Source organism: Aminobacterium thunnarium (assembly GCF_055390565.1).
This window is the reverse complement of the sequence record NZ_AP042412.1, coordinates 15,790-34,628: the sequence shown is the minus strand read 5'-3', so window position 1 is coordinate 34,628 and position 18,839 is coordinate 15,790. Positions and strand designations below refer to the sequence as shown.

The following is an 18,839-nucleotide window of genomic DNA, read 5'->3' as shown; positions in this document are numbered from 1 at the left end:
TTGCCTCCTCCTTATTTTATAAACAAGCATACATCTGTTACTATTTATTTCAATAAACAATACCTAATATGAATCATCATATAAATCTTATGGAAAAGAAGGGATACCTATGAACCTTAATCAATTACGTGTTTTCTGTTCTATTGTTGAGGAGGGATCCTTCCGGCTGGCGGGAGAAAAACTATTTCTCTCACAGCCTTCTGTAAGCCAATACATAGCAACACTTGAAAAATCATATGATGTAAAATTGTTTGTTCGCCGTGGACGCTCTATCTCTCTGACCCCCGAAGGCAGGGCTCTGTACATTCTGGCTCAGGACCTGTTAAAACGAGTAGATTCCATTCCAGAAAAATTTCGGGAAATGCAACTTCTCAAATATGGAGAGCTCTGTATCGGAACGACACCAAGTTGCGGAAAGACACTATTACCTTTAATCATCTCTACATATAGGAGTAAATTTCCTCATATAGAGCTTCAAATTAAAACAGCAACCGAACAAGCCCTTATTGACATGATAGAAAATGACAATATAGAACTTGCCTTTTGGGAACATAATCCTCTTCTCACCCCCTCTTCATCTTTAATAAGCCAAACATTGGGACGAAGCGCTTTTGCTCTTATTGCTCCCACAGGGCATCCTTGGGCAAAATCAAAAATAGTTTACCCAGAGCAATTGTTAGACCAACACTTCATTTCATATAGCGCAGATACGCCATTGCATTACTTTGTAAATGATTTCTTCATCAAAAATAAATTGAAAATGCCCCATTTAATTCAAGTAGATAATCAAGAACTGCTTATTCAACTTGTTTCGAGAGGTTTTGGTATCGGCATTGTAATGGAAACAGCGGCAAGAAAAGAAGTGAAGCAAAAGGATGTAGTGATACTCCCTCTGGAGGGACTTAATGATATAAACCGTGAGATATTGATCGTTCATTCAAAAGTAAAGGGGTTAACTTATGCAGGGTGGGAGATGGGGAAAATAGCAGAAAATATAGCGCCTCAGTTTTTATATTAAGAACATGGTGTAAATGTCTAAAAAATGGACTATATTTTCTTTGTATTTTGTATATTAGCCCCATGTAATTGGACGTTTTTTTGTATATGCTATAGATATGTAATTTATATGGAAATCACCACCTCCAGATGTTTAAGAGATTCCCCAGAAAAAAGAGAGTTCCTGAAGTGCCCTCAGGAACTCTCTTTGTATTTTTATCCAAGTAACTCTTTAAGCTCTGCCATCTTTTCTTTAAAAACAGCAATTGTTTCTTCGAGAGGAGCAGATGATGTCATATCTACTCCCGCATTTTGAAGAATATTAATGGAATAAGAAGAACTTCCCTGTTTCAAAAAATCAAGATAGCGGGTTCTTTTTATTTCCCCATCATTCAAAATCTGTTGTGAAAGAGATGTTGCGGCAGCATATCCCGTAACGTACTTATACACATAAAAGGCAGAATAGAAATGGGGAATTCGCGCCCATTCAATATCAATACGATTATCAACAGAGATAGACGGCCCATAATAAGCAACATTAAGATCATGCCATATAGTAGAGAGACGATCTGCCGTAAGGGGATCTCCTTTTTCTGTCATAGAGTGAGATGTTCGCTCAAAATCTGCAAACATGGCCTGGCGATATACAGTTGTACGTATCTGTTCAAGAAAGTAATTCAATAAATAGATTCGAGTGTTTCGGTCTGTAGAGTTCTCAATAAGATAATGAAGTAACAACGCTTCATTTGTAGTCGAAGCAACTTCTGCTAAAAATATCGTGTAATCCGCATAGATAAAGGGCTGATTCTTATGAGAATACCACGTATGGATAGAGTGTCCCATTTCATGAGCAATAGTAAAAACATCATTAATGGTGCCATTATAATTCAGCAAAACATAGGGATGAGTTCCGTAACTCCCCCACGAATAGGCACCCTTTCTTTTCCCCTGGTTTTCATAAACATCAATCCAGCCAGATTCAAATCCATGCTTTAAAATCGACAGATACTCTTTTCCAAGAGGTTCTAATCCCTTTAAAACCATAGAGCACGCCTCATCGTAAGAAATATCTTTATGCGGTTCATCAACGAGGGGAACATAAAGATCGTGCATGCGCAACTCAGGAACCTCGAGAACCTCTTTTCTCAAAGCCACATATTCATGAAGGGGAGCGAGATTTTCACGAATAGTATCTACAACAGCATCGTAGACCGACAAGGGGATATGATCTGAATCAAGAGCCCCCTCCAGACAACTTTCATATTTTCTTGATTGAGCATAAAAAAGGTCGCTTTTGACGCTTGAACTATACATGGCTGCCAAAGAATTTTTATACTTGCTGTACGTATCAAAAAGGCTTTCATAAGCGTCTTGGCGAACACGACGATCTTTTGAGCGAATAAACCGAATGTACCTTTCCTCACTGAGTTCCACTTCATTTCCCTTTTCGTCAACGACAGTGGGAAATTTCATATCTGCGTTGGTAAAAAGAGAGAATATCTCTTCTGGTCCTCGGGCCACTTCTCCAGCGCGAGCAAGCAACTCTTCCTCAGATTGAGAGAGAGTATGAGGTCTCATGCGTAAAATATTTTCAAAGAAAAAAGCGTATTTCTTCAAGTCCGAAGACTGGTTTATGAAGCTCTGCAAAAGACCATCTTCTGCAGATAAAATCTCTGGGGTATAAAAAGAAACAGCTGCAGACAATTTGGTAAGCAGAGAACCTGCCCTATCTGCCAATGCCTGATAGATTTCTTTTGACGTATCCTCATGACTTTTCATTACTGCGTATGCATAAAGCTTCCCCATTATAATTTCGGCATTTTCCATAAGTTGAATACTCTCAAACAATTTTTGGGGAGATTCGAAAAGATGCCCCTGATACTCTTGAAAACGAGGCAACATTTTTTCGAGATTTTTAAAGTCTTCTTCCCATTTTTCAATAGAAATATAAATATCCTCTAATTTCCACATATACATAGAATCCATATCTTCTCTTTTAGGGAGCACTCCGGAAAAAGCTGAATTATTTTCTTGTTGATAAAGCATCTTTACTCCTCCTGTTTAAAAACTTACTTTATTATATCCCTACAAAAAAACCCGCGAGGAAAGAAAGTACACCCCGCGGGATCTTTACTGAAAACGTACCTTTTATTTAATGAAAAACTTTCCTAATTTATATGCTTCTCCCAAATCAGAACCTAAAGCATAGTAGTGGCGAAATTTCGGAGAAAATATTACAGGCTGAACAAGAGTCGGATCTGGATAGCCATCATTGGCAAGACACTCTTCACTGGCCAATGCATTAAGGACCTCCCCAACAAACATTACATGAGTTCCTAGCTCAAGAGTGTGTACTAACCGACATTCAATGGAGATGGGAAACTCTTCAATATAGGGAGCATCTACTTTTTCTCCCCGAATTGGAGTAAGTTTGGTTTCCTCAAATTTATCATGATCGCGCCCTGAAACCATACCAAAAAAATCTGCTTCTTTCACATATTTATCAGACGGTATATTGACGGTAAAAGCCTTCCTATCCAGAATATTTTTGTAGCTATAACGAATCTTCTGCACAGAGATAGTTATACAAGGAGGCACAGAGCAACATATACCTCCCCACGCAGCTGTCATAACATTCGGCTTGCCTTTTTCGTCATAATTCCCGATAATAAGAACAGGTGCCGGATAGAGTGGCATCTGAATGCCAATAGTTTTTTTCATATTATTAACCTCCTCTCTCTTCATCCTTTTCATTATAACGTAAGGTTGAACCTAAAAATTCCTGCAGAAAAACGAGATTACACAAGGAAATTTAACGTTACTTCATATTTTAAGAAATAAATTGGATTATTCCCCTTTTTAGAAGGTCATGGGAACTTGCCTAACCAATGCTGACGTATATAATAATTACTGAAAGGTCAATAAAGGTCAGTATTTTAGGAGGTGGAGCTTATGAAACGATATTTAGCACGGAGGCCTTTAGACAGAGTGTTTCCTTCAACTTTTTTTAGTTCTCCCATGGAGAATATGATGAAAAACATGTTTAGGAGTTTTGATGACGTGATGTCATCTTTCCCATGGAATGAAGAGTCAGCTTCGACATCCATGACTCCTCGTGGTGATATGTACAGGAAAGACGGCAAAATTATTGCGGAGCTAGAGCTACCAGGAGTAGATCCTGCCCAGGTCGACTTAAAAATCTACCACGATAGACTTGTTCTTAATGTGGTGAAAAAAGACGAACGGCAAATAGAAGACGAGAATTACTACAGAGCCGAAAGATACTATGGAAATATTTCCCGTATCTTGCAATTTCCCGAAGAAGTGGATCCGGAAAGTGCAAAAGCTTCGTACAAAAATGGTATTTTGACCATAGAAATCACAGAAAAGAAACAACCAGAAAAATATAAAAGTATTGAGATAAAGAACGAAGAGACCAACTAATGTAGGAAGGCGGGTGGATTATGGAATCTGCCCGCCATTTTTTACTTTTGAGAGGAGTGAAAGAATGCAGTATACGGAACCAGTAGAACATCTGGACAACACTACTCGTCGCTGCGCTATGGTGCTCAAAAGTTTACAGGAAGAACTAGAAGCCATTAACTGGTATAACCAGAGGGTTGCCGCTACTGAAGACGACGAACTCAAATCTTTACTGGGACATAACAGAGATGAAGAAATTGAACATGCGGCTATGCTCATTGAGTGGCTACGACGAAATATGCCTGGATGGGATAATGAATTACGCCAATATCTTTTTACAGAAAGGCCTTTACTCCAAGTAGAAGAAGGTGCATCCGACTCTCCATCGAAAACAGAGGAGTCTTTATCAGGAACCTTGAATATTGGCAGTCTTAAAAGATAAGGAGGTTTCCTATATGGATATACTTCGAAGAACAACAGAAATGGTCAGTCAAGAGGCTTGGCATGAAATGGATGAGCAGGCCAAACGGGTTTTAGAATCGCACCTTTCAGCACGAAAGTTCATTGACGTTGCTCCTCCCAAAGGTTGGGATTATGCTGCCCATCCATGTGGCCGCCTTGAAGTGCAATCAGAAACGGAAACGACAAAAAATAACGTAGCCTACGGCATTCATCAGGTTCTCCCCTTAGTGGAACCTCGAATTACATTTGATCTTGATTTATGGGAATTAGACAACATAACTCGCGGGCTGAAAAACCCCGATCTCGCCCCTTTAGAAGAAGCAGCTCGAAATATTGCGATCTTTGAAGAACGCGCTATTTATGAAGGCCTACCCTCTGCTGGTATTGTTGGTCTTGCAGAAGCGGCTAAAGACAGAATGATGCCTATGACCGATACTTCTTCTGTACGAGGAATAATGGATGCTATCAGTTCTGCCCTTTACCGTTTTCAAAAAGACGCCGTAGAGGGCCCCTATGCTCTGGTAGCTTCTCCCGAATTATGGAAAATCATTTACTCTGTATCTGAATGCTATCCTCTTATTAAAAATATAAAGGAAGTCCTCAATGGTCCGGTTATTCTTTCCACACATGAGAAAGAATCTTTCCTTGTCTCCACACGAGGGGACGATATGGAACTTGTTATCGGACAAGATCTTTCTCTTGGGTTCGTTGGCAATGATTCACGTAAGGGAACATTCTTCTTTACAGAATCTTTTACATTTAGAGTAATTAACCCTGAAGCTATCATTCCTCTTAGAATCTCGTAGTTTTGTTTTAATATGGGAGGAGGTCTTCTACATACCTCCTCTCGATTTTGTAAGTTGAAGGGAGGATGAAGATGTGAAAATACTGACCAGAGATGATTTGAAGAATCTTTTAGAAGAAGGTCAGAAACCGTGCCTCTCTCTCTACATGACCAACCCAGCACCAGGAGATCCTCGTCAGGCTCAAATACGATTTAAAAGCTTACTTCAAAATGGTGAAAAAGCTCTTAAAGACCTCGGGATGAAAGATCAAGAAATTGATAACCTTCTTACTCAAGCCAAAGCATTGCTTTCTAATTCTGTCTTTTGGCAAAATCTCGAAAACGGTTTGGCAATGTTTGTTTCTTCTCAGTTTTTCGAGACATTCAACGAACCTTTTCCGTTTTCAGATATTGTGGTAACTGGTGAAAACTTTTATTTAAAACCCCTTTTCCCGTTGTTAAGTGGAGATGGTAAATTTTTTATTCTCGGTCTGAGTCAAAAAGGAGTCCGTTTGCTAGAAGGAACCCGCACGAGTATAAGAGAATTAAACGTAGAGAATTTACCTCAAAATGTAACAGAAGCACTTGGTTTCGATTCTCCTGAACGGCAACTTCAATACCCTGTCATTGGCTATAGTCCTTCAGGAATGAAAGGGACAGTAACCAGAGGCCAGGCTATGGGAGCCGAAGTAGAGAAAAAATATATTCTTAAATATTTTCAAACTATAGATAAAGGAATTTCAGACCTCCTTGAAGGGGAACATGCTCCCCTTGTTCTCGCAGGTGTAGATTATCTTCATCCCATATATAAAGAAGCCAATACATACGCCGATTTGCTAGAGGAAGGAATCTACGGAAATCCTGACACTTTTTCAACACAGGAACTTGGGGAAAAAGGTTGGGAAATTGCACATATCCACTTCAAAAAAGAAGAAAAAACACTGGCAGAACGATATGTGGAAATGAAGGGAACGGGTAAAACATCCTGTGACGTAGAAGAAACAACTCGTGCCGCTTTCACTGGAAAAGTAGATACTGTTTTTGTCGCCCTCAATCATCAGATATGGGGAACATTCGACGAAAAAACATTACAGACTACAATCCATTCTGAAAAGCAAGTCGGAGATATTGACTTGCTAGATTTCATAGCATCTCACACGTTGCTACGGGGAGGTCGAGTATATGCTCTTCTCCCAGAACATATGCCTGACACATCAAGCGTTGCATCTCTTTTCCGTTTCTAAAGAAAGTTTCTAGAAAATAAAATTGAAGCGGGATTTTTTCTGTCCCGCTTCCTTTATTTTCCTACTTGTATTTAGACACAAAAGGAATATAATCCGCTCAAGAAGGACCCGCGATTAGAAAGCGGATTTTTCCGCTTATAGGAGGGGAATAATGAGCCAAAAGGCTTATAAAGACGTTTAAGAACTTTTTAAATAAAGACCTTCCTCTTGGGGGAGAGAACTACTAAGAAACATAATCGGGGGTTAAAAATTATGGAAGGGTTATATGAAGAGGAACGAGAGAATCCTCTACCTCTCACGAAAAAAGAAGTAAACATTATTGGCATTACCTATAACTTACGTCAGGAAGCCCAAATGGGAGAACCTGATGACAAGTATGAAGAATATGACTGCCTGGAAACCGTGGAATCACTCTGTACAGAAGTGACCCGTCTCGGATTTCAGGTATTTCTTTTTGAACAGAATGAATTCCTCGTACAGAAACTTGAATCCGTTGCTCCGGATTTTGTATTGAATATAGCCGAAGGGGTAGGAAACTTCAGAGGAAGAGAGTCGCAGGTACCATGCATTCTCGAAAGTCTTGGCATTCCTTTTAGTGGTTCAGACTCCACATCTTTGGCTATAGGGCTGGATAAAGTTTTGACCACACACGTTCTTCGTGCCTCGAATGTTCCCGTACCGGAAAGCTACGTAGTAAGATCCACAGAAGACTTGGATAAAGCACGCCAGCTATTCTCCGTCAGTAAAAGATGCATAGTAAAACCTCGCTGGGAAGGGTCGTCAAAGGGGATTTTCCTCGACTCAGTTGTAAATACTCCTCAAAAAATGGAAGAGTGTATAGAAAGAGTCTGGAAACGCTACGATCAGCCTGCTGTAGTGGAGGCATTCTTACCTGGTGTTGAGATAACAGCTGGAGTTGCCGGGAATTCCAATCCAGAGTGTATTGGAATGATGACTATTTCGCCAGTAAACAAAACTAAAACCTTTTTGTACTCTCTTGAAGAAAAAAGAAATTATCTCGAGCGAATTCGATATAACGGTCCAGAAACAATCAGTGCCAATCTTCGGCAAAAAGTGGCTAAATTAGCAGTAGAAGCTTTTAAAGCCCTTGAACTTCGTGATATAGCACGAATTGATTTTCGCCTCGACGAAAGTGGAGAACCTCGTGTTATTGATATCAATCCACTGCCTGGATTGTCACCTGCATATAGCGATTTACCCATCCTTTATCGCCTTAGCGGAGGGGAATATACACATCTTATTAAAATGCTCCTTCGCGAGGCCTTCTCACGGTACAACTTAAGTGCCGCCTGCTTGAAAAAACAGGAACTTCAAAGAGAGAAGGCCCTATGATGAATACCAAAGAACAATCGATAGAACCTCCTGGTTGCGGTCAACGTCCAGTTTTCATAACTGCCGCTAAGGAAAATACTCTTCGTCAAGATCTTCTCGACAGCCTTTTATGTCGCGAAGAAGTTGGTCGTGCGCTCAGTTCTGAGGGGTATTTTGTCTACAATCTAGACATTTTTCAGGCTGATATGGCTCACCCTAAGCACCTTATAGAGCATCTTAAAAATGCAAATCCATTATGTATTTTTAATCTCTTTGAAGGTTTTGGATCTGCCCCATGGCTTGAAGCTACCTTCTGTGAACTTTTAGAAAAAAACCACATTCCCTACACAGGAAATCCATCATCAGCACTCCGCCTATGTATTGATAAATTTGCCCTTCAGTCTCAACTTAAAAAGGAGGGCATTCCCGTTCCGTTAACATATTACTTACAAACTAGGGAAGATATCGCGAAAATACATGAATTACGTTTTCCGTTGTTTATCAAACCTCGATCAGAAGACGGGAGCGTAGGTATAGACTCAAAATCCTTGGTCCGTAACGAGAAGGAACTTCAAGAAAGTGTTGAAGAAAAGCTGGAGATGTTCCCTAAAGGAATTCTGGCTCAAGAGTTTCTCTCAGGCTCAGAGTACAGTGTAAGTTTTATTGGCAATGCCCCGTTTAAGACAATTGCACTGTGGACCCTTGACTACAGCCGCTATCCAAACGTTCCAGCATATCTATCTTATGATGCTAAATGGGACGAAGAGAGCCCTGAATGGAATCTATGGCCTGAACATGTAGACCTTTCTGGCTCCATAAAGCAAAACATTCTCGCTATGGCCTCTTCGGCCGCAGAGGTCGCAGGTTGTAAAGGATATTTTCGCGTCGATATACGAGAACACAACGGGAATTTTTTCGTTATCGATATTAACCCCAATCCTGCTCTTACACGTGATAGCGGACTGGCCAGACAATATGTAAAAAATGGCGGAACCTATGAACAACTTGTGAGTGAGATACTCCAGCTGGCAATAGAGAACAGTGAAAAGAGGTCAGGTCATGAATAGCGGTCATCTCTCAATCGATGAATATCTTGCCATTGCACAAGCAACAAAGGCTTTTACAACCGAAGAATGCTCTGTATTAAAAGAAGTCCTTTTGGAATGGCAAGCCCATCCATCAAAAGATTATGTACTTTTAGAAGAATATCGAAAGGGAATTCTTGCTGGATTCCTCATTTACGGCGCTACTCCTATGACAGCATTCGCATGGGATTTGTACTGGATTGTTGTGAGCCCTGATTTTCAAAGACAAGGGATTGGATTAGTCCTTCAAGAAAAAATGGAGGCAGAGCTTCTCAATATTCATAAAAATGCGGTTATACGTGTAGAGACATCTGGGAAACAAGCATATGCCGGGCAACGTCACTTTTATGTGCATGCCGGATATGAAGAAAGTGGTCGAATCCACAATTTTTATGGGGAAGGTGATGACCTTGTCATCTACACAAAAGAAATTAAAACCTCGTGTTAAGTTAGAAAGAAAACCGATGCAATTAACCCAAGTTCGGAATCTGCGAGAGGAAGCAGGTGAAGAAAACTGGAATGATTGGCATTGGCAACTGGCAAACCGTATTACAAATGTAGAACAACTTGAACGAGTTGTAGAGTTGACGAAGAATGAGTCGGCTACCATTAAACGTAGCCTTAACGTACTTAGAATGGCTATCACTCCATACTTCGCCTCTCTTATGGATAGGAATAATCCTTCGTGCCCTATACGTAAGCAGTGCATCCCCACACTGCAAGAAACGCTTATTGCTCAGACTGATCGTAGAGATCCTCTTCACGAAGAGATTGATTCACCTGTTCCCGGCCTGACTCATCGTTACCCTGATCGTTGCCTTTTGTTGGTTACGGATCAATGTTCCATGTATTGCCGACATTGTACTCGAAGACGCTTTGCTGGCCAAACAGATCATCCTCGAAGTGAAAAAGAGATAGAAGCATGCATAGACTACATTCGTAAAACGCCGGTAATACGCGACGTTCTTATCTCTGGCGGAGACCCTCTAACTCTAGCAGACGACTATCTCGAATCAATTCTTCGTGAAATACGGGCCATTCCCCATGTAGAAATCATTCGAATAGGAACTCGTGTTCCCGTCGTTATGCCAATGAGAATCACTGATACTCTCTGCGACATGTTGAAAAGATATCATCCCCTCTGGATGAACATACAGTTCAACCATCCTAAGGAAATAACGCCAGAATCTGCTGAAGCGTGCAGAAAATTGGCGGATGCCGGAATCCCCTTGGGAAATCAATCCGTACTGCTAAGAGGCATTAACGACTGTCCCTATATCTTCAGAGAACTCAACCAGCAGTTATTGAAGATTCGCGTGCGGCCGTATTACATATATCAATGCGATCTTTCACAAGGAATAGAACATTTCAGAACGTCTATTGGAAAGGGCATCGAAATTATGGAATTTCTTCGAGGACATACTTCCGGGCTTGCTGTTCCTACATTTGTTGTCGACGCGCCTGGCGGTGGAGGAAAAATTCCTGTAATGCCCAATTATGTTATTTCTCAATCAGATCGCAAAACAGTCTTACGTAACTTTGAGGGTGTCCTTACGGTCTATACTGAGCCAGATGACAACCAAAGTCGCTGCAACGGCCAATGCAGCTCTATATGCAATCATCAAAAAGAACTTTCGTCAGGAGGAGTCGCAACTCTTTTTGAACGGGAAGGAGCCTCAATGGAGCCTGAAAATCTTCCCCGCAAGAAAAGAAGTGAGATGTGGTCTTCAGAAAAGACAGAAAGGATGTAACTATGTTCAGAATTCGCCGAATCTACGATAACACGCTCTTGATTAACAAAGAAGCTCTTATTCAGATTCAGGCAATTTTGAGACAACAATTTCCAGGACTGACGTCAGAAGAAATAGAAGCACTCCCTTTTAGAATCAGGGATCAATTAAAATATGGATTTCAAACTATACTTTTTGTAGCAGAAGGGGCTCATCGTAAGGTTCAGGGTTTTGCTTTGACTCTTGTGGATCCCCTTCTTCACTTTATGTATCTTGACTATCTTGCAGCCGCAAAATTGACAACAGGGCGAGGCATAGGAGGAGCTCTATATGAACGAATACGACAAGAAGCTCTTCTCTTAGAGTGTCGCGGAATATTTTTTGAATGTTTACCTGATGATCCTGCCATTTCCAGAAACCCAGAGATACGAAAAGAAAATAGAGCCCGCCTCCACTTCTATGAGTACTTTGGCGCCCGCCCCATAATCGGAACTCGCTATGAAACACCTCTCAAAGAAGGGGGAGACAATCCTCCATATCTTGTCTTTGATGATTTGGGGCAAAACCGACCTCTTTCAAAAGGTCTGGCCCGACGCATTGTACGAACAATACTTGAAAAGAAATACAAAGGAATCTGTCCACCAGAGTATATAAGTATGGTCGTTAACTCATTCAATGACGATCCTATACGTTTACGTCCATTTGTTTATATAAAAGAAGCACAGGCATCCTTACCTGTTCGAAATATTCCAGATGATGAAAAGATAGCGCTACTTATGAACAAAGAACATATTATTCATCATGTACATGAAAGAGGTTATGTCGAATCCCCTGTTCGCATTGGTCGAATTCTTTCCCATCTAGAGAAAAGCGGGCTTTTCAAAGAAGAAAGACTTCGCCCTATACCTGATTCATGGCTTCGTAATATTCACGATGGAGATTTTTTAGACTATCTTAAAAAAGTATGCACATCTATAGGCAAAAATCCGTCAGTCTATCCTTATGTTTTCCCCATACGAAATGCAACCCGACCTCCCAAAGAACTTGTTATACGTGCAGGATACTATTGTATAGATACATTTACACCTCTAAATGGCCCTGCATGGCAAGCGGCCCGTCAAGCAATAAACTGTGCCATTACTGGAGCCAAGCTTCTCGAAGAAGGCCATCACCTTGCCTATGCCTTAATTCGCCCTCCAGGCCATCATAGTGAACGAAGAGCCTTTGGAGGGTTCTGTTATCTAAATAGTACAGCCGCTGCAGCCCAGTATCTCAGTCATAGGGGTACGGTAGCCATCCTTGATATTGACTATCATCACGGCAATGGACAACAAAATATTTTCTATAAAAGAAATGACGTCCTCACAATCTCGATTCACGGTCACCCATCCTTTGCCTATCCCTATTTCAGTGGATTTGAAGACGAAAAAGGGGAAGGGGAAGGAAAGGGATATAACGTTAATATTCCTTTATCGGAGAATATTGACGGGGAAAAATATGGAGAGGCCCTTCATCGTGCCCTCAAAATAATACGCCGCTTCTCTCCTTCCTTTCTTGTTGTAGCTCTTGGATTCGATACTGCACAAAAAGACCCTACAGGAAGTTGGAACTTAACAGCTAAAGATTTTTACGCAAATGGCAGAGATATTGGTAAGGAGAAATACCCTACTCTTGTCGTTCAAGAGGGCGGATACGATACCAAAAGGATAGGAATAAACGCCCGTTCCTTTTTTACAGGTTTATGGGAAGGAACATTTTTTAGATAAAAGACAGGAGGCACAAACAATATTCATGCCTCTTGTCTTTAAATCTTCTTATTCAGCGGATCGAAACGACTTCATAAAAACCATGGGAAGAGCAAGAAGAGGAAGTGCCGCAACCACAAGCATTGTGCTGGTAATTCCAAAGACATCGCCCAACTTTCCTAACGGCCCTGTCAACAAATTGGCTACCCCCCACGATAATCCCATAACAATGGAACTCGCCATACCTCGAGAATGAGGAACCTGTTCCTGAGCTACTGCCGCCGTTATAGGCATACTTGAATTAAGAAGAGATGTTCCCAGAATATATAATATTATTGATGTTTTTCCACCTATATAAGCAGCAGGAATCATACAGATGGGACCAGCGATAAGAACAAATATAAGAACTCGAACCTTTCCCCATCTATCAGAAAGTTTACCGCTAATAAGCATAGCAATTGTGCTACACAGCATAATCAAAAAGAGAATAGTTCCAACCATACTAATGTTGCCGCCTTCAGAAACAATACGGATGGGGAGAAAGAATCGAATTCCCTGGCTCGTTGCATCTCGCGCCATAGAAACCATCCATACTGGATAGATTACTCCAAGCACTGAAAATAAAGAGTGAAAAAGTCCCCCCTGATTCTTAGGGAACTCGGCCGCTTCTTCACTTAAAACAGGCATATACCGATAAATAGCAATCGCGAGAATAAGAACAGGTACAATGGCAATATAAGGGATTTTCTCTACCCCCACTATTTTTGCCAAAGCAACTGCAAAAAGAGGACTTATCGTTACTCCTATATTTCCGGCAACACTAAAAATTGCCAATGAAACGGTTAATTTTTCCTGAGGAACAACATGTCCCACTCCTCCATGTCCCTGAGGATGAAAGGTGGCACTACCTACTCCCCAAAGTCCCACTAAAAAAAGAGCCATTCCATACGTAGGAGAACTTGGAAGAAAGGTTGCCCCGAGACATGTCAAGATGGGCCCAATCATAACTAAGTATGAACGTGCAGTCCGATCTGAAACATATCCGAGTAATGGCTGAAGAAAAATATGTATAATACCAACCACAGAATTAAGTAATCCCGCCTGAGCCATAGTAATACCAAGTCGAGATATAAGAGTTGGAACAAATGTCGGGAGAAACGCTGCATAAAGGTCATTGAAAAAATGTCCAATCGAAAGAAGAGAAAGTTTAAATTTAGGACGATCCACACATACGGTTCTGTCTATCATGATTTTTTGCCCCCTGAATAACAAAAATTTTTTATATCGTAACACGTCTTAATAAAAAAAGAACCGTAGGGGTGTATTACTCTTTCCAAAAAAAAGCAAGCCAAATACACGGTGGCTCTTTTGTAGTGCTGGAGACACGGTGTTTTTCGTGAGGTGAGATAAGAACCCAATCTCCAACTTTTAAAGTACGTCGAGCCCCATCAGCCCAATCGATTATACCTTCGCCTTGTATTACGCAAACCCACTCGAATTCTTCCTGATCATACCAAAAATCATTCGGGGAAGATTGACCTGTAGAGACAATACGTTCAACTCTAACGTTGCTACCTGTCGCTAATATCTCTGAAATCTCTTTATTCCAATCAATATTCTTTTTATCAAAAAGATTCTTCATTTTTCCCCTCCTCACCCTATATTATGATACACAAAAAGCGGGTCTTTAAAAGACCCGCCATGATTCCTGTCATAAAGGATGAGAACATTGATAGTTTAGTAACAAACGTCTCTATTTTAGGTAAGGGAACCATCCGGTTCCCACGTTATAGAAGTCAGTACTTATTGATAGGACGGCCGATTTCCTGATACTCTCGCTTCATCGTCGCCTTTCCAGAAGCGACGAGATATTCAAGATATCTTCGAGCAGTAATACGGGAAACCTGCAAGACTTCTGCCGTTTCCACCGCAGAAAGCGAACAATTGCTTTTTTTTAGTAAGGTGATAACTTTTTTTAACATCTCGGGGTTGAGTCCTTTGGGAAGAGTCGTCTGATAGTTTTTCCTATTTTTCACCTGAAACAAGCTATCAATCTCTGATTGATCAAAATCTCCTGATCCTTTTCTAAGCTTACTATCCATTTGCCTAAAAGATTCAAGAGAGGCTTTCAAACGGTCATAAACAAAGGGTTTCACTATATAATCAAAAGCTCCTGCTTGTATTGCTTCGTTTACTGTATTTGCATCGCGTGACGCTGAGACAATAATGACGTCAACGTTTTTCTTCTGTTCTCTTATTTTACGCAGTGCATTGAGACCATCAAGTCCGGGAAGGAAAATGTCAAGAATTAACAGCCGTATAGAAAGCGTGTCGAGTAAATCCAACGCTTTTTGGCCATCTCCAGCGACAGCTACAACACGGAACCCTTCAAGTGAATTAATAAAGTTCTGGTGAATTTCTGCCACCATTGGATCATCTTCCACAACGAGAACGTCTATTCTATTCAATCAGATCTCCTCCTTCTCCGTTGGGGAGAGTCACTATAAACTCAGTATATTCTCCATATTTGAAATCAAGACAAATATCGCCACCTAAAGCATCAACCATCCGCCTGATATTATATAGGCCATAACCTGACGTTCGTGGTCGCGCCTTTGTTGAAAAGCCCTTTTCGAAAATTTTCTCTGCATTTTCTTCCGTTAGCCCTCCGGCATTATCCCAGACACTCAACATAATCTGGTTCGATTCATCGAAAATGGAAAAGCTGATACGAGGAACCTTTATTGAAGCTTGAAGCATGGCTTCGATAGCATTCTCCATAAGATTGCCCACAATAATAACCAGAGCCTGATCACTAATTTTAATTGATTCTCCACAGTAGCTATCTGGGGTAATTTCACAACCTATGCCAAGCTCTCGGCATCGTCCCATTTTCCCAAGCAAAATACCTCCTACTGCCGGATTCTTAATTCGTTCAGCTATCATAGAAGCCATTGTTTGCCCTGGAGCCTGTTCCTGAGAAATAAAATTCAGAGCCTTTGTATATTTTCCCAGCTGGATAAGCCCTGCTATAGCTTGCAACTTATTCATAAATTCATGGTTCTGCACGCGAAGCGATTCAACGTACATGCGCACACCTGTCATTTCTTCAGCCATGGCGTGTATTTCAGACATATCACGGAAACTGGCTATTGCACCGCAAATCTGACCATAGATCGTCACTGGAACCTTGTTAATAATCAAAGGGGCGCCACCTACATTTTGTTCAAGGTCATAAACAGCCTCTTTTGAAGAAAGAACTCCCTTCAGATTAATTTCAGGAACCAATGAGTCGACATCCTCACCTTCAGCATCATAATGAATTCCAAGCAACTTCATAGCTGAATGGTTAATGAGAGTTATACGTCCCACAGAATCGACAGCCAATATTCCATCTCGAATGAAGTCGATCAACTTTTCTCTCTCTTTCACAACTCGTGCAACCTGTTTTTTCAAAGAGAAATTCCATAAAAGGATAAGGAAAATGGCAACGACAAAAGCACTGAGCACCTTTATGAGAAGCGTTTTATCAACAAATCCTTCATGCTTAAATTGATCAAACCATTTTTTATAAAGTTTCTCATATGTCCCGTCACTGTATATTTGACTCAAACCTTGTTTAAGCATTCGAGCCAATGTAATATCCCCATGAGTAATGGTAAATCCCCACTCTTTGGTAAAAAGAGAGGATTCCAACGGAACTACATTATTGATTTTGAGCTTTTTACACATAGATAATCCCTGATAAAGCCCCATCAGCACAAAGTCATACTGTCCCGAAGAAACGAGATGTATGCCTTCGACAGGATTATCTACGATTAAAACTTTCGACGTGAGGTAACTTGATTGAAGATATGCTTTTTCTGCACTTCCCTGCTCCACAATCACCGTCTTTCCTGCAACGTCACTTAAGCGGCTGCCTTCAAGACCTTTTCTTGTAAAAACAGCGTATGGAACTTTGATGACAGGTAAAGAAAAATAGAACTCGCCTATTTCCTTACCAGAAACATCAGGCAAAAAAGCTGCTTCTCTCTGAGATACATCTGGAACGGAGGGGATATTTATAATAGGTGCCATATGGGGGAGAATAGCTGATTCTTCTCTTGCGCTTACCACGCCAAGTATCAAATCAACGCGAGAAGAATAAAGAAGAGACTCCACTTCTGTCCAGTGCACCATTTGGAAATTAAGAGAAAGATCTTGCTTCTTGGCAATGGTTTCCAAAACATCGATAAAGAACCCCTCTGGCAACTGACGATCGTTAAGATACTCAAAGGGAGTCAATGCTTTGTCCCCAACAACATAGATCACACGCCCAGAAGATTTGCTCCATCCATGTTGAGGGAAAAGCAGCAAAAACCCTGCCAAAAATATTACAACAAGTAAATACAACCCGCATTTTTTCCCAAAGCTCATACTACCAAGACCTGTTCCACGTATATTTAGCTATAAGGAATGTACAAAAATCCCAGAATTTTTGTTTGACTTCGTTCATATTTTTTTCTGTCTCTTCATTTAGAAAACTAACAGCCGCATCCTTATCTTTTTTCAATAAATCAAGAGCCCTCTTCTCCACTTCTGACTGCCTTTTAAAGATGTCACCTTCTATTGGCCTTCTCATTTCTTCTAAATCACGAAAAGCCTGCTGATATCTCTTATTGACCAAATCTCCCGTGAGCATAAAAACCCATCGAGCAGAAGAAGGTGAAAACTGATCCATATTGAAATTGCGCCATTCACTTGGAGTTTGCGTCACACCGGCATAAACAGGAACATACGTACTCATGTGAGGGTGTCCCAACGAAAACCACATGACTCCACCGACACTATCAGGCAACCACGATCGCGATTGGGAAACAAAGCTATAAGACGTTCTTGCCGATACAGGTCTGTGATAAGGAATGTTTAGAAGAGTCCGCATGGCCCTATCTGGAAATGGCGTTGCCAACTCACTTTTTGACAAGTGACCATTTACATCAGGAACAAGCCACGCCGGATGCTCCTCCATGTTAAATGGAGTTCCTTCAAGGGGAGAACGAAGCAAAGCTATGACGTCTCGAACTCCAAGTTTTTTCTCTGGTTTAATAGAAAAAGGATAACAGGCGAGATCACCATTGGGATCCCACTCTTTTGAAGGTGCCAATGATTTATAGAGGTAATGCAAACGTTCTCTTACCCATGGAGCGTACATCGACCAATATCCCGTTTTTGGGGTATAGGCGTTTCTCCAGTTGAAAGATTTTTCCCTTTTAGGGTCGTACCAACCATGTTCAATAGCTACATCCATGTAATTCTTTGACGCCATAAAATAATCTGGCTTTGAAAGATCTATATATGTAAGAACGCTACCATTTGTTACAACAGCAACTTCATCATCGGGAACACGCCGAGCAGCCCAGACAGCACCTGATTTTTTACTTTCTGGTGTCCAGCCAAAGCCCACACTGCGTATTTCAAAAATCCAGGCTTCATAGGGATCTGCAATTGTAAGAGACTCCCCCTGGCCTGCACAAGAAGGAAGAAAGCCATATTTTTCAGCCATTGAACCGATAAGACGAATTGCATCGCGAGCCGTTTTGGTTCGTTGAAGGGCTAAAATCTCAAGTTGCTCTATAGTTAAAATTCCCCTCGCATCTGGTAAGAATGCTTGTAATTCATCTTTCTGCCCCACAGTACTCTCGCCAATAGAAAGTTGATGTTCATTGAAACATGAATACCCAACATGAAAATAGGTATATGTCTCTTCTGCCTGGGGTATTTGTCCAATAACACGTGGAGGATTTCTATCTTCTCCCAAAAGGTTTATATAGACATCCATCATTGTCCCTTTTGGATACTTTGCACCTTGAACAACTCTCAAATTAGAATCATACCAACTATCTGCCGTATGAGAGTTAATAACCGAACCGTCAATACTCACATCTTTACCAACTAAAACAGTGGTACATGCTTCCGCAAGATATGGATTTACGACAAAAAAGACTGCTAAGAAAATCAAAAATAAACCGTGTACACTGCGTTTCACTATGTCAACTCCT

General features: G+C 40.9%; 17 protein-coding genes. 10 read left to right on the top strand and 7 right to left on the bottom strand.

What is annotated here, in order from left to right; genetic code table 11:
• Window positions 1–109: 109 nt before the first annotated feature.
• Complete coding sequence (locus ACZ5GY_RS00125) at window positions 110–1,018, top strand: LysR family transcriptional regulator (RefSeq protein WP_213689953.1); 909 nt, start codon at window positions 110–112, stop codon at window positions 1,016–1,018.
• Between the two features lie 194 nt (window positions 1,019–1,212).
• Here ACZ5GY_RS00125 and pepF read toward each other — a convergent pair whose 3' ends face one another.
• Both pepF and ACZ5GY_RS00115 read right to left on the bottom strand, forming a co-directional pair.
• The gene (gene pepF, locus ACZ5GY_RS00120; protein ID WP_213695254.1) at window positions 1,213–3,042 is read right to left on the bottom strand and encodes an oligoendopeptidase F; all 1,830 of its coding nucleotides are present in this window, start codon (window positions 3,040–3,042) and stop codon (window positions 1,213–1,215) included.
• Window positions 3,043–3,144: 102 nt separating this feature from the next.
• The gene (locus ACZ5GY_RS00115; protein ID WP_213689955.1) at window positions 3,145–3,717 is read right to left on the bottom strand and encodes a flavin reductase family protein; all 573 of its coding nucleotides are present in this window, start codon (window positions 3,715–3,717) and stop codon (window positions 3,145–3,147) included.
• Window positions 3,718–3,948: 231 nt separating this feature from the next.
• Here ACZ5GY_RS00115 and ACZ5GY_RS00110 point away from each other — a divergent pair, with 231 nt between their 5' ends.
• The 9 genes from ACZ5GY_RS00110 to ACZ5GY_RS00070 all read left to right on the top strand — a co-directional run bounded on the left by ACZ5GY_RS00110 (window position 3,949) and on the right by ACZ5GY_RS00070 (window position 12,822).
• Entirely contained in the window at window positions 3,949–4,440 is a 492-nt protein-coding gene (locus ACZ5GY_RS00110; protein WP_213699475.1) for an Hsp20/alpha crystallin family protein, read from the top strand.
• Window positions 4,441–4,504: 64 nt separating this feature from the next.
• Window positions 4,505–4,861 carry an encapsulin-associated ferritin-like protein gene (locus ACZ5GY_RS00105; protein WP_213695251.1) on the top strand — a complete coding sequence of 119 codons (357 nt, stop codon included), beginning with the start codon at window positions 4,505–4,507 and terminating at the stop codon, window positions 4,859–4,861.
• Window positions 4,862–4,874: 13 nt separating this feature from the next.
• Window positions 4,875–5,687: a family 1 encapsulin nanocompartment shell protein gene (locus ACZ5GY_RS00100; RefSeq protein WP_213689958.1), complete on the top strand. Its 813-nt coding sequence runs from the start codon at window positions 4,875–4,877 to the stop codon at window positions 5,685–5,687.
• 73 nt (window positions 5,688–5,760) lie between these two features.
• Window positions 5,761–6,909: a baeRF3 domain-containing protein gene (locus ACZ5GY_RS00095; protein WP_213689959.1), complete on the top strand. Its 1,149-nt coding sequence runs from the start codon at window positions 5,761–5,763 to the stop codon at window positions 6,907–6,909.
• A 252-nt stretch (window positions 6,910–7,161) separates the two neighbouring features.
• Window positions 7,162–8,262, top strand: coding sequence for a D-alanine--D-alanine ligase family protein (locus ACZ5GY_RS00090; protein ID WP_213689960.1), 1,101 nt, complete (start codon window positions 7,162–7,164; stop codon window positions 8,260–8,262).
• The gene (locus ACZ5GY_RS00085) at window positions 8,262–9,308 is read left to right on the top strand and encodes a D-alanine--D-alanine ligase family protein (protein ID WP_464111903.1); all 1,047 of its coding nucleotides are present in this window, start codon (window positions 8,262–8,264) and stop codon (window positions 9,306–9,308) included. The genes ACZ5GY_RS00090 and ACZ5GY_RS00085 overlap by 1 nt, the downstream gene beginning before the upstream one ends.
• Window positions 9,301–9,774: a GNAT family N-acetyltransferase gene (locus ACZ5GY_RS00080; RefSeq protein ID WP_213689962.1), complete on the top strand. Its 474-nt coding sequence runs from the start codon at window positions 9,301–9,303 to the stop codon at window positions 9,772–9,774. Before ACZ5GY_RS00085 ends, ACZ5GY_RS00080 begins: the two co-directional genes overlap by 8 nt.
• The gene (kamA, locus tag ACZ5GY_RS00075; RefSeq protein WP_464112119.1) at window positions 9,731–11,077 is read left to right on the top strand and encodes a lysine 2,3-aminomutase; all 1,347 of its coding nucleotides are present in this window, start codon (window positions 9,731–9,733) and stop codon (window positions 11,075–11,077) included. The genes ACZ5GY_RS00080 and kamA overlap by 44 nt, the downstream gene beginning before the upstream one ends.
• Window positions 11,047–12,822, top strand: coding sequence for a histone deacetylase family protein (locus ACZ5GY_RS00070; protein WP_213689964.1), 1,776 nt, complete (start codon window positions 11,047–11,049; stop codon window positions 12,820–12,822). Before kamA ends, ACZ5GY_RS00070 begins: the two co-directional genes overlap by 31 nt.
• Window positions 12,823–12,870: 48 nt before the next feature.
• Here ACZ5GY_RS00070 and ACZ5GY_RS00065 read toward each other — a convergent pair whose 3' ends face one another.
• The 5 genes from ACZ5GY_RS00065 to ACZ5GY_RS00045 form a co-directional block, all read right to left on the bottom strand.
• Entirely contained in the window at window positions 12,871–14,049 is a 1,179-nt protein-coding gene (locus tag ACZ5GY_RS00065; RefSeq protein ID WP_213689965.1) for an MFS transporter, read from the bottom strand.
• 76 nt (window positions 14,050–14,125) lie between these two features.
• Complete coding sequence (locus ACZ5GY_RS00060; protein WP_213695248.1) at window positions 14,126–14,443, bottom strand: cupin domain-containing protein; 318 nt, start codon at window positions 14,441–14,443, stop codon at window positions 14,126–14,128.
• Between the two features lie 154 nt (window positions 14,444–14,597).
• Window positions 14,598–15,269, bottom strand: a complete 672-nt coding sequence (locus ACZ5GY_RS00055; protein WP_213689967.1) for a response regulator — start codon at window positions 15,267–15,269, stop codon at window positions 14,598–14,600.
• Window positions 15,262–17,169 (bottom strand): transporter substrate-binding domain-containing protein, encoded by a 1,908-nt coding sequence (locus tag ACZ5GY_RS00050; RefSeq protein ID WP_464111902.1) that lies wholly within the window; start codon window positions 17,167–17,169, stop codon window positions 15,262–15,264. Before ACZ5GY_RS00050 ends, ACZ5GY_RS00055 begins: the two co-directional genes overlap by 8 nt.
• A 49-nt stretch (window positions 17,170–17,218) precedes the next feature.
• Complete coding sequence (locus ACZ5GY_RS00045) at window positions 17,219–18,826, bottom strand: dipeptidase (protein ID WP_464111901.1); 1,608 nt, start codon at window positions 18,824–18,826, stop codon at window positions 17,219–17,221.
• Between the last annotated feature and the right edge of the window lie 13 nt (window positions 18,827–18,839).

What these genes read in the sequence shown, in the direction of transcription:
- ACZ5GY_RS00125 (WP_213689953.1), top strand. Translation starts at nt 110, where the DNA reads ATGAACCTTAATCAATTACGTGTTTTCTGTTCTATTGTTGAGGAGGGA.
- pepF (WP_213695254.1), bottom strand. Translation starts at nt 3,042, where the DNA reads ATGCTTTATCAACAAGAAAATAATTCAGCTTTTTCCGGAGTGCTCCCT.
- ACZ5GY_RS00115 (WP_213689955.1), bottom strand. Translation starts at nt 3,717, where the DNA reads ATGAAAAAAACTATTGGCATTCAGATGCCACTCTATCCGGCACCTGTT.
- ACZ5GY_RS00110 (WP_213699475.1), top strand. Translation starts at nt 3,949, where the DNA reads ATGAAACGATATTTAGCACGGAGGCCTTTAGACAGAGTGTTTCCTTCA.
- ACZ5GY_RS00105 (WP_213695251.1), top strand. Translation starts at nt 4,505, where the DNA reads ATGCAGTATACGGAACCAGTAGAACATCTGGACAACACTACTCGTCGC.
- ACZ5GY_RS00100 (WP_213689958.1), top strand. Translation starts at nt 4,875, where the DNA reads ATGGATATACTTCGAAGAACAACAGAAATGGTCAGTCAAGAGGCTTGG.
- ACZ5GY_RS00090 (WP_213689960.1), top strand. Translation starts at nt 7,162, where the DNA reads ATGGAAGGGTTATATGAAGAGGAACGAGAGAATCCTCTACCTCTCACG.
- ACZ5GY_RS00085 (WP_464111903.1), top strand. Translation starts at nt 8,262, where the DNA reads ATGAATACCAAAGAACAATCGATAGAACCTCCTGGTTGCGGTCAACGT.
- ACZ5GY_RS00080 (WP_213689962.1), top strand. Translation starts at nt 9,301, where the DNA reads ATGAATAGCGGTCATCTCTCAATCGATGAATATCTTGCCATTGCACAA.
- kamA (WP_464112119.1), top strand. Translation starts at nt 9,731, where the DNA reads ATGACCTTGTCATCTACACAAAAGAAATTAAAACCTCGTGTTAAGTTA.
- ACZ5GY_RS00065 (WP_213689965.1), bottom strand. Translation starts at nt 14,049, where the DNA reads ATGATAGACAGAACCGTATGTGTGGATCGTCCTAAATTTAAACTTTCT.
- ACZ5GY_RS00060 (WP_213695248.1), bottom strand. Translation starts at nt 14,443, where the DNA reads ATGAAGAATCTTTTTGATAAAAAGAATATTGATTGGAATAAAGAGATT.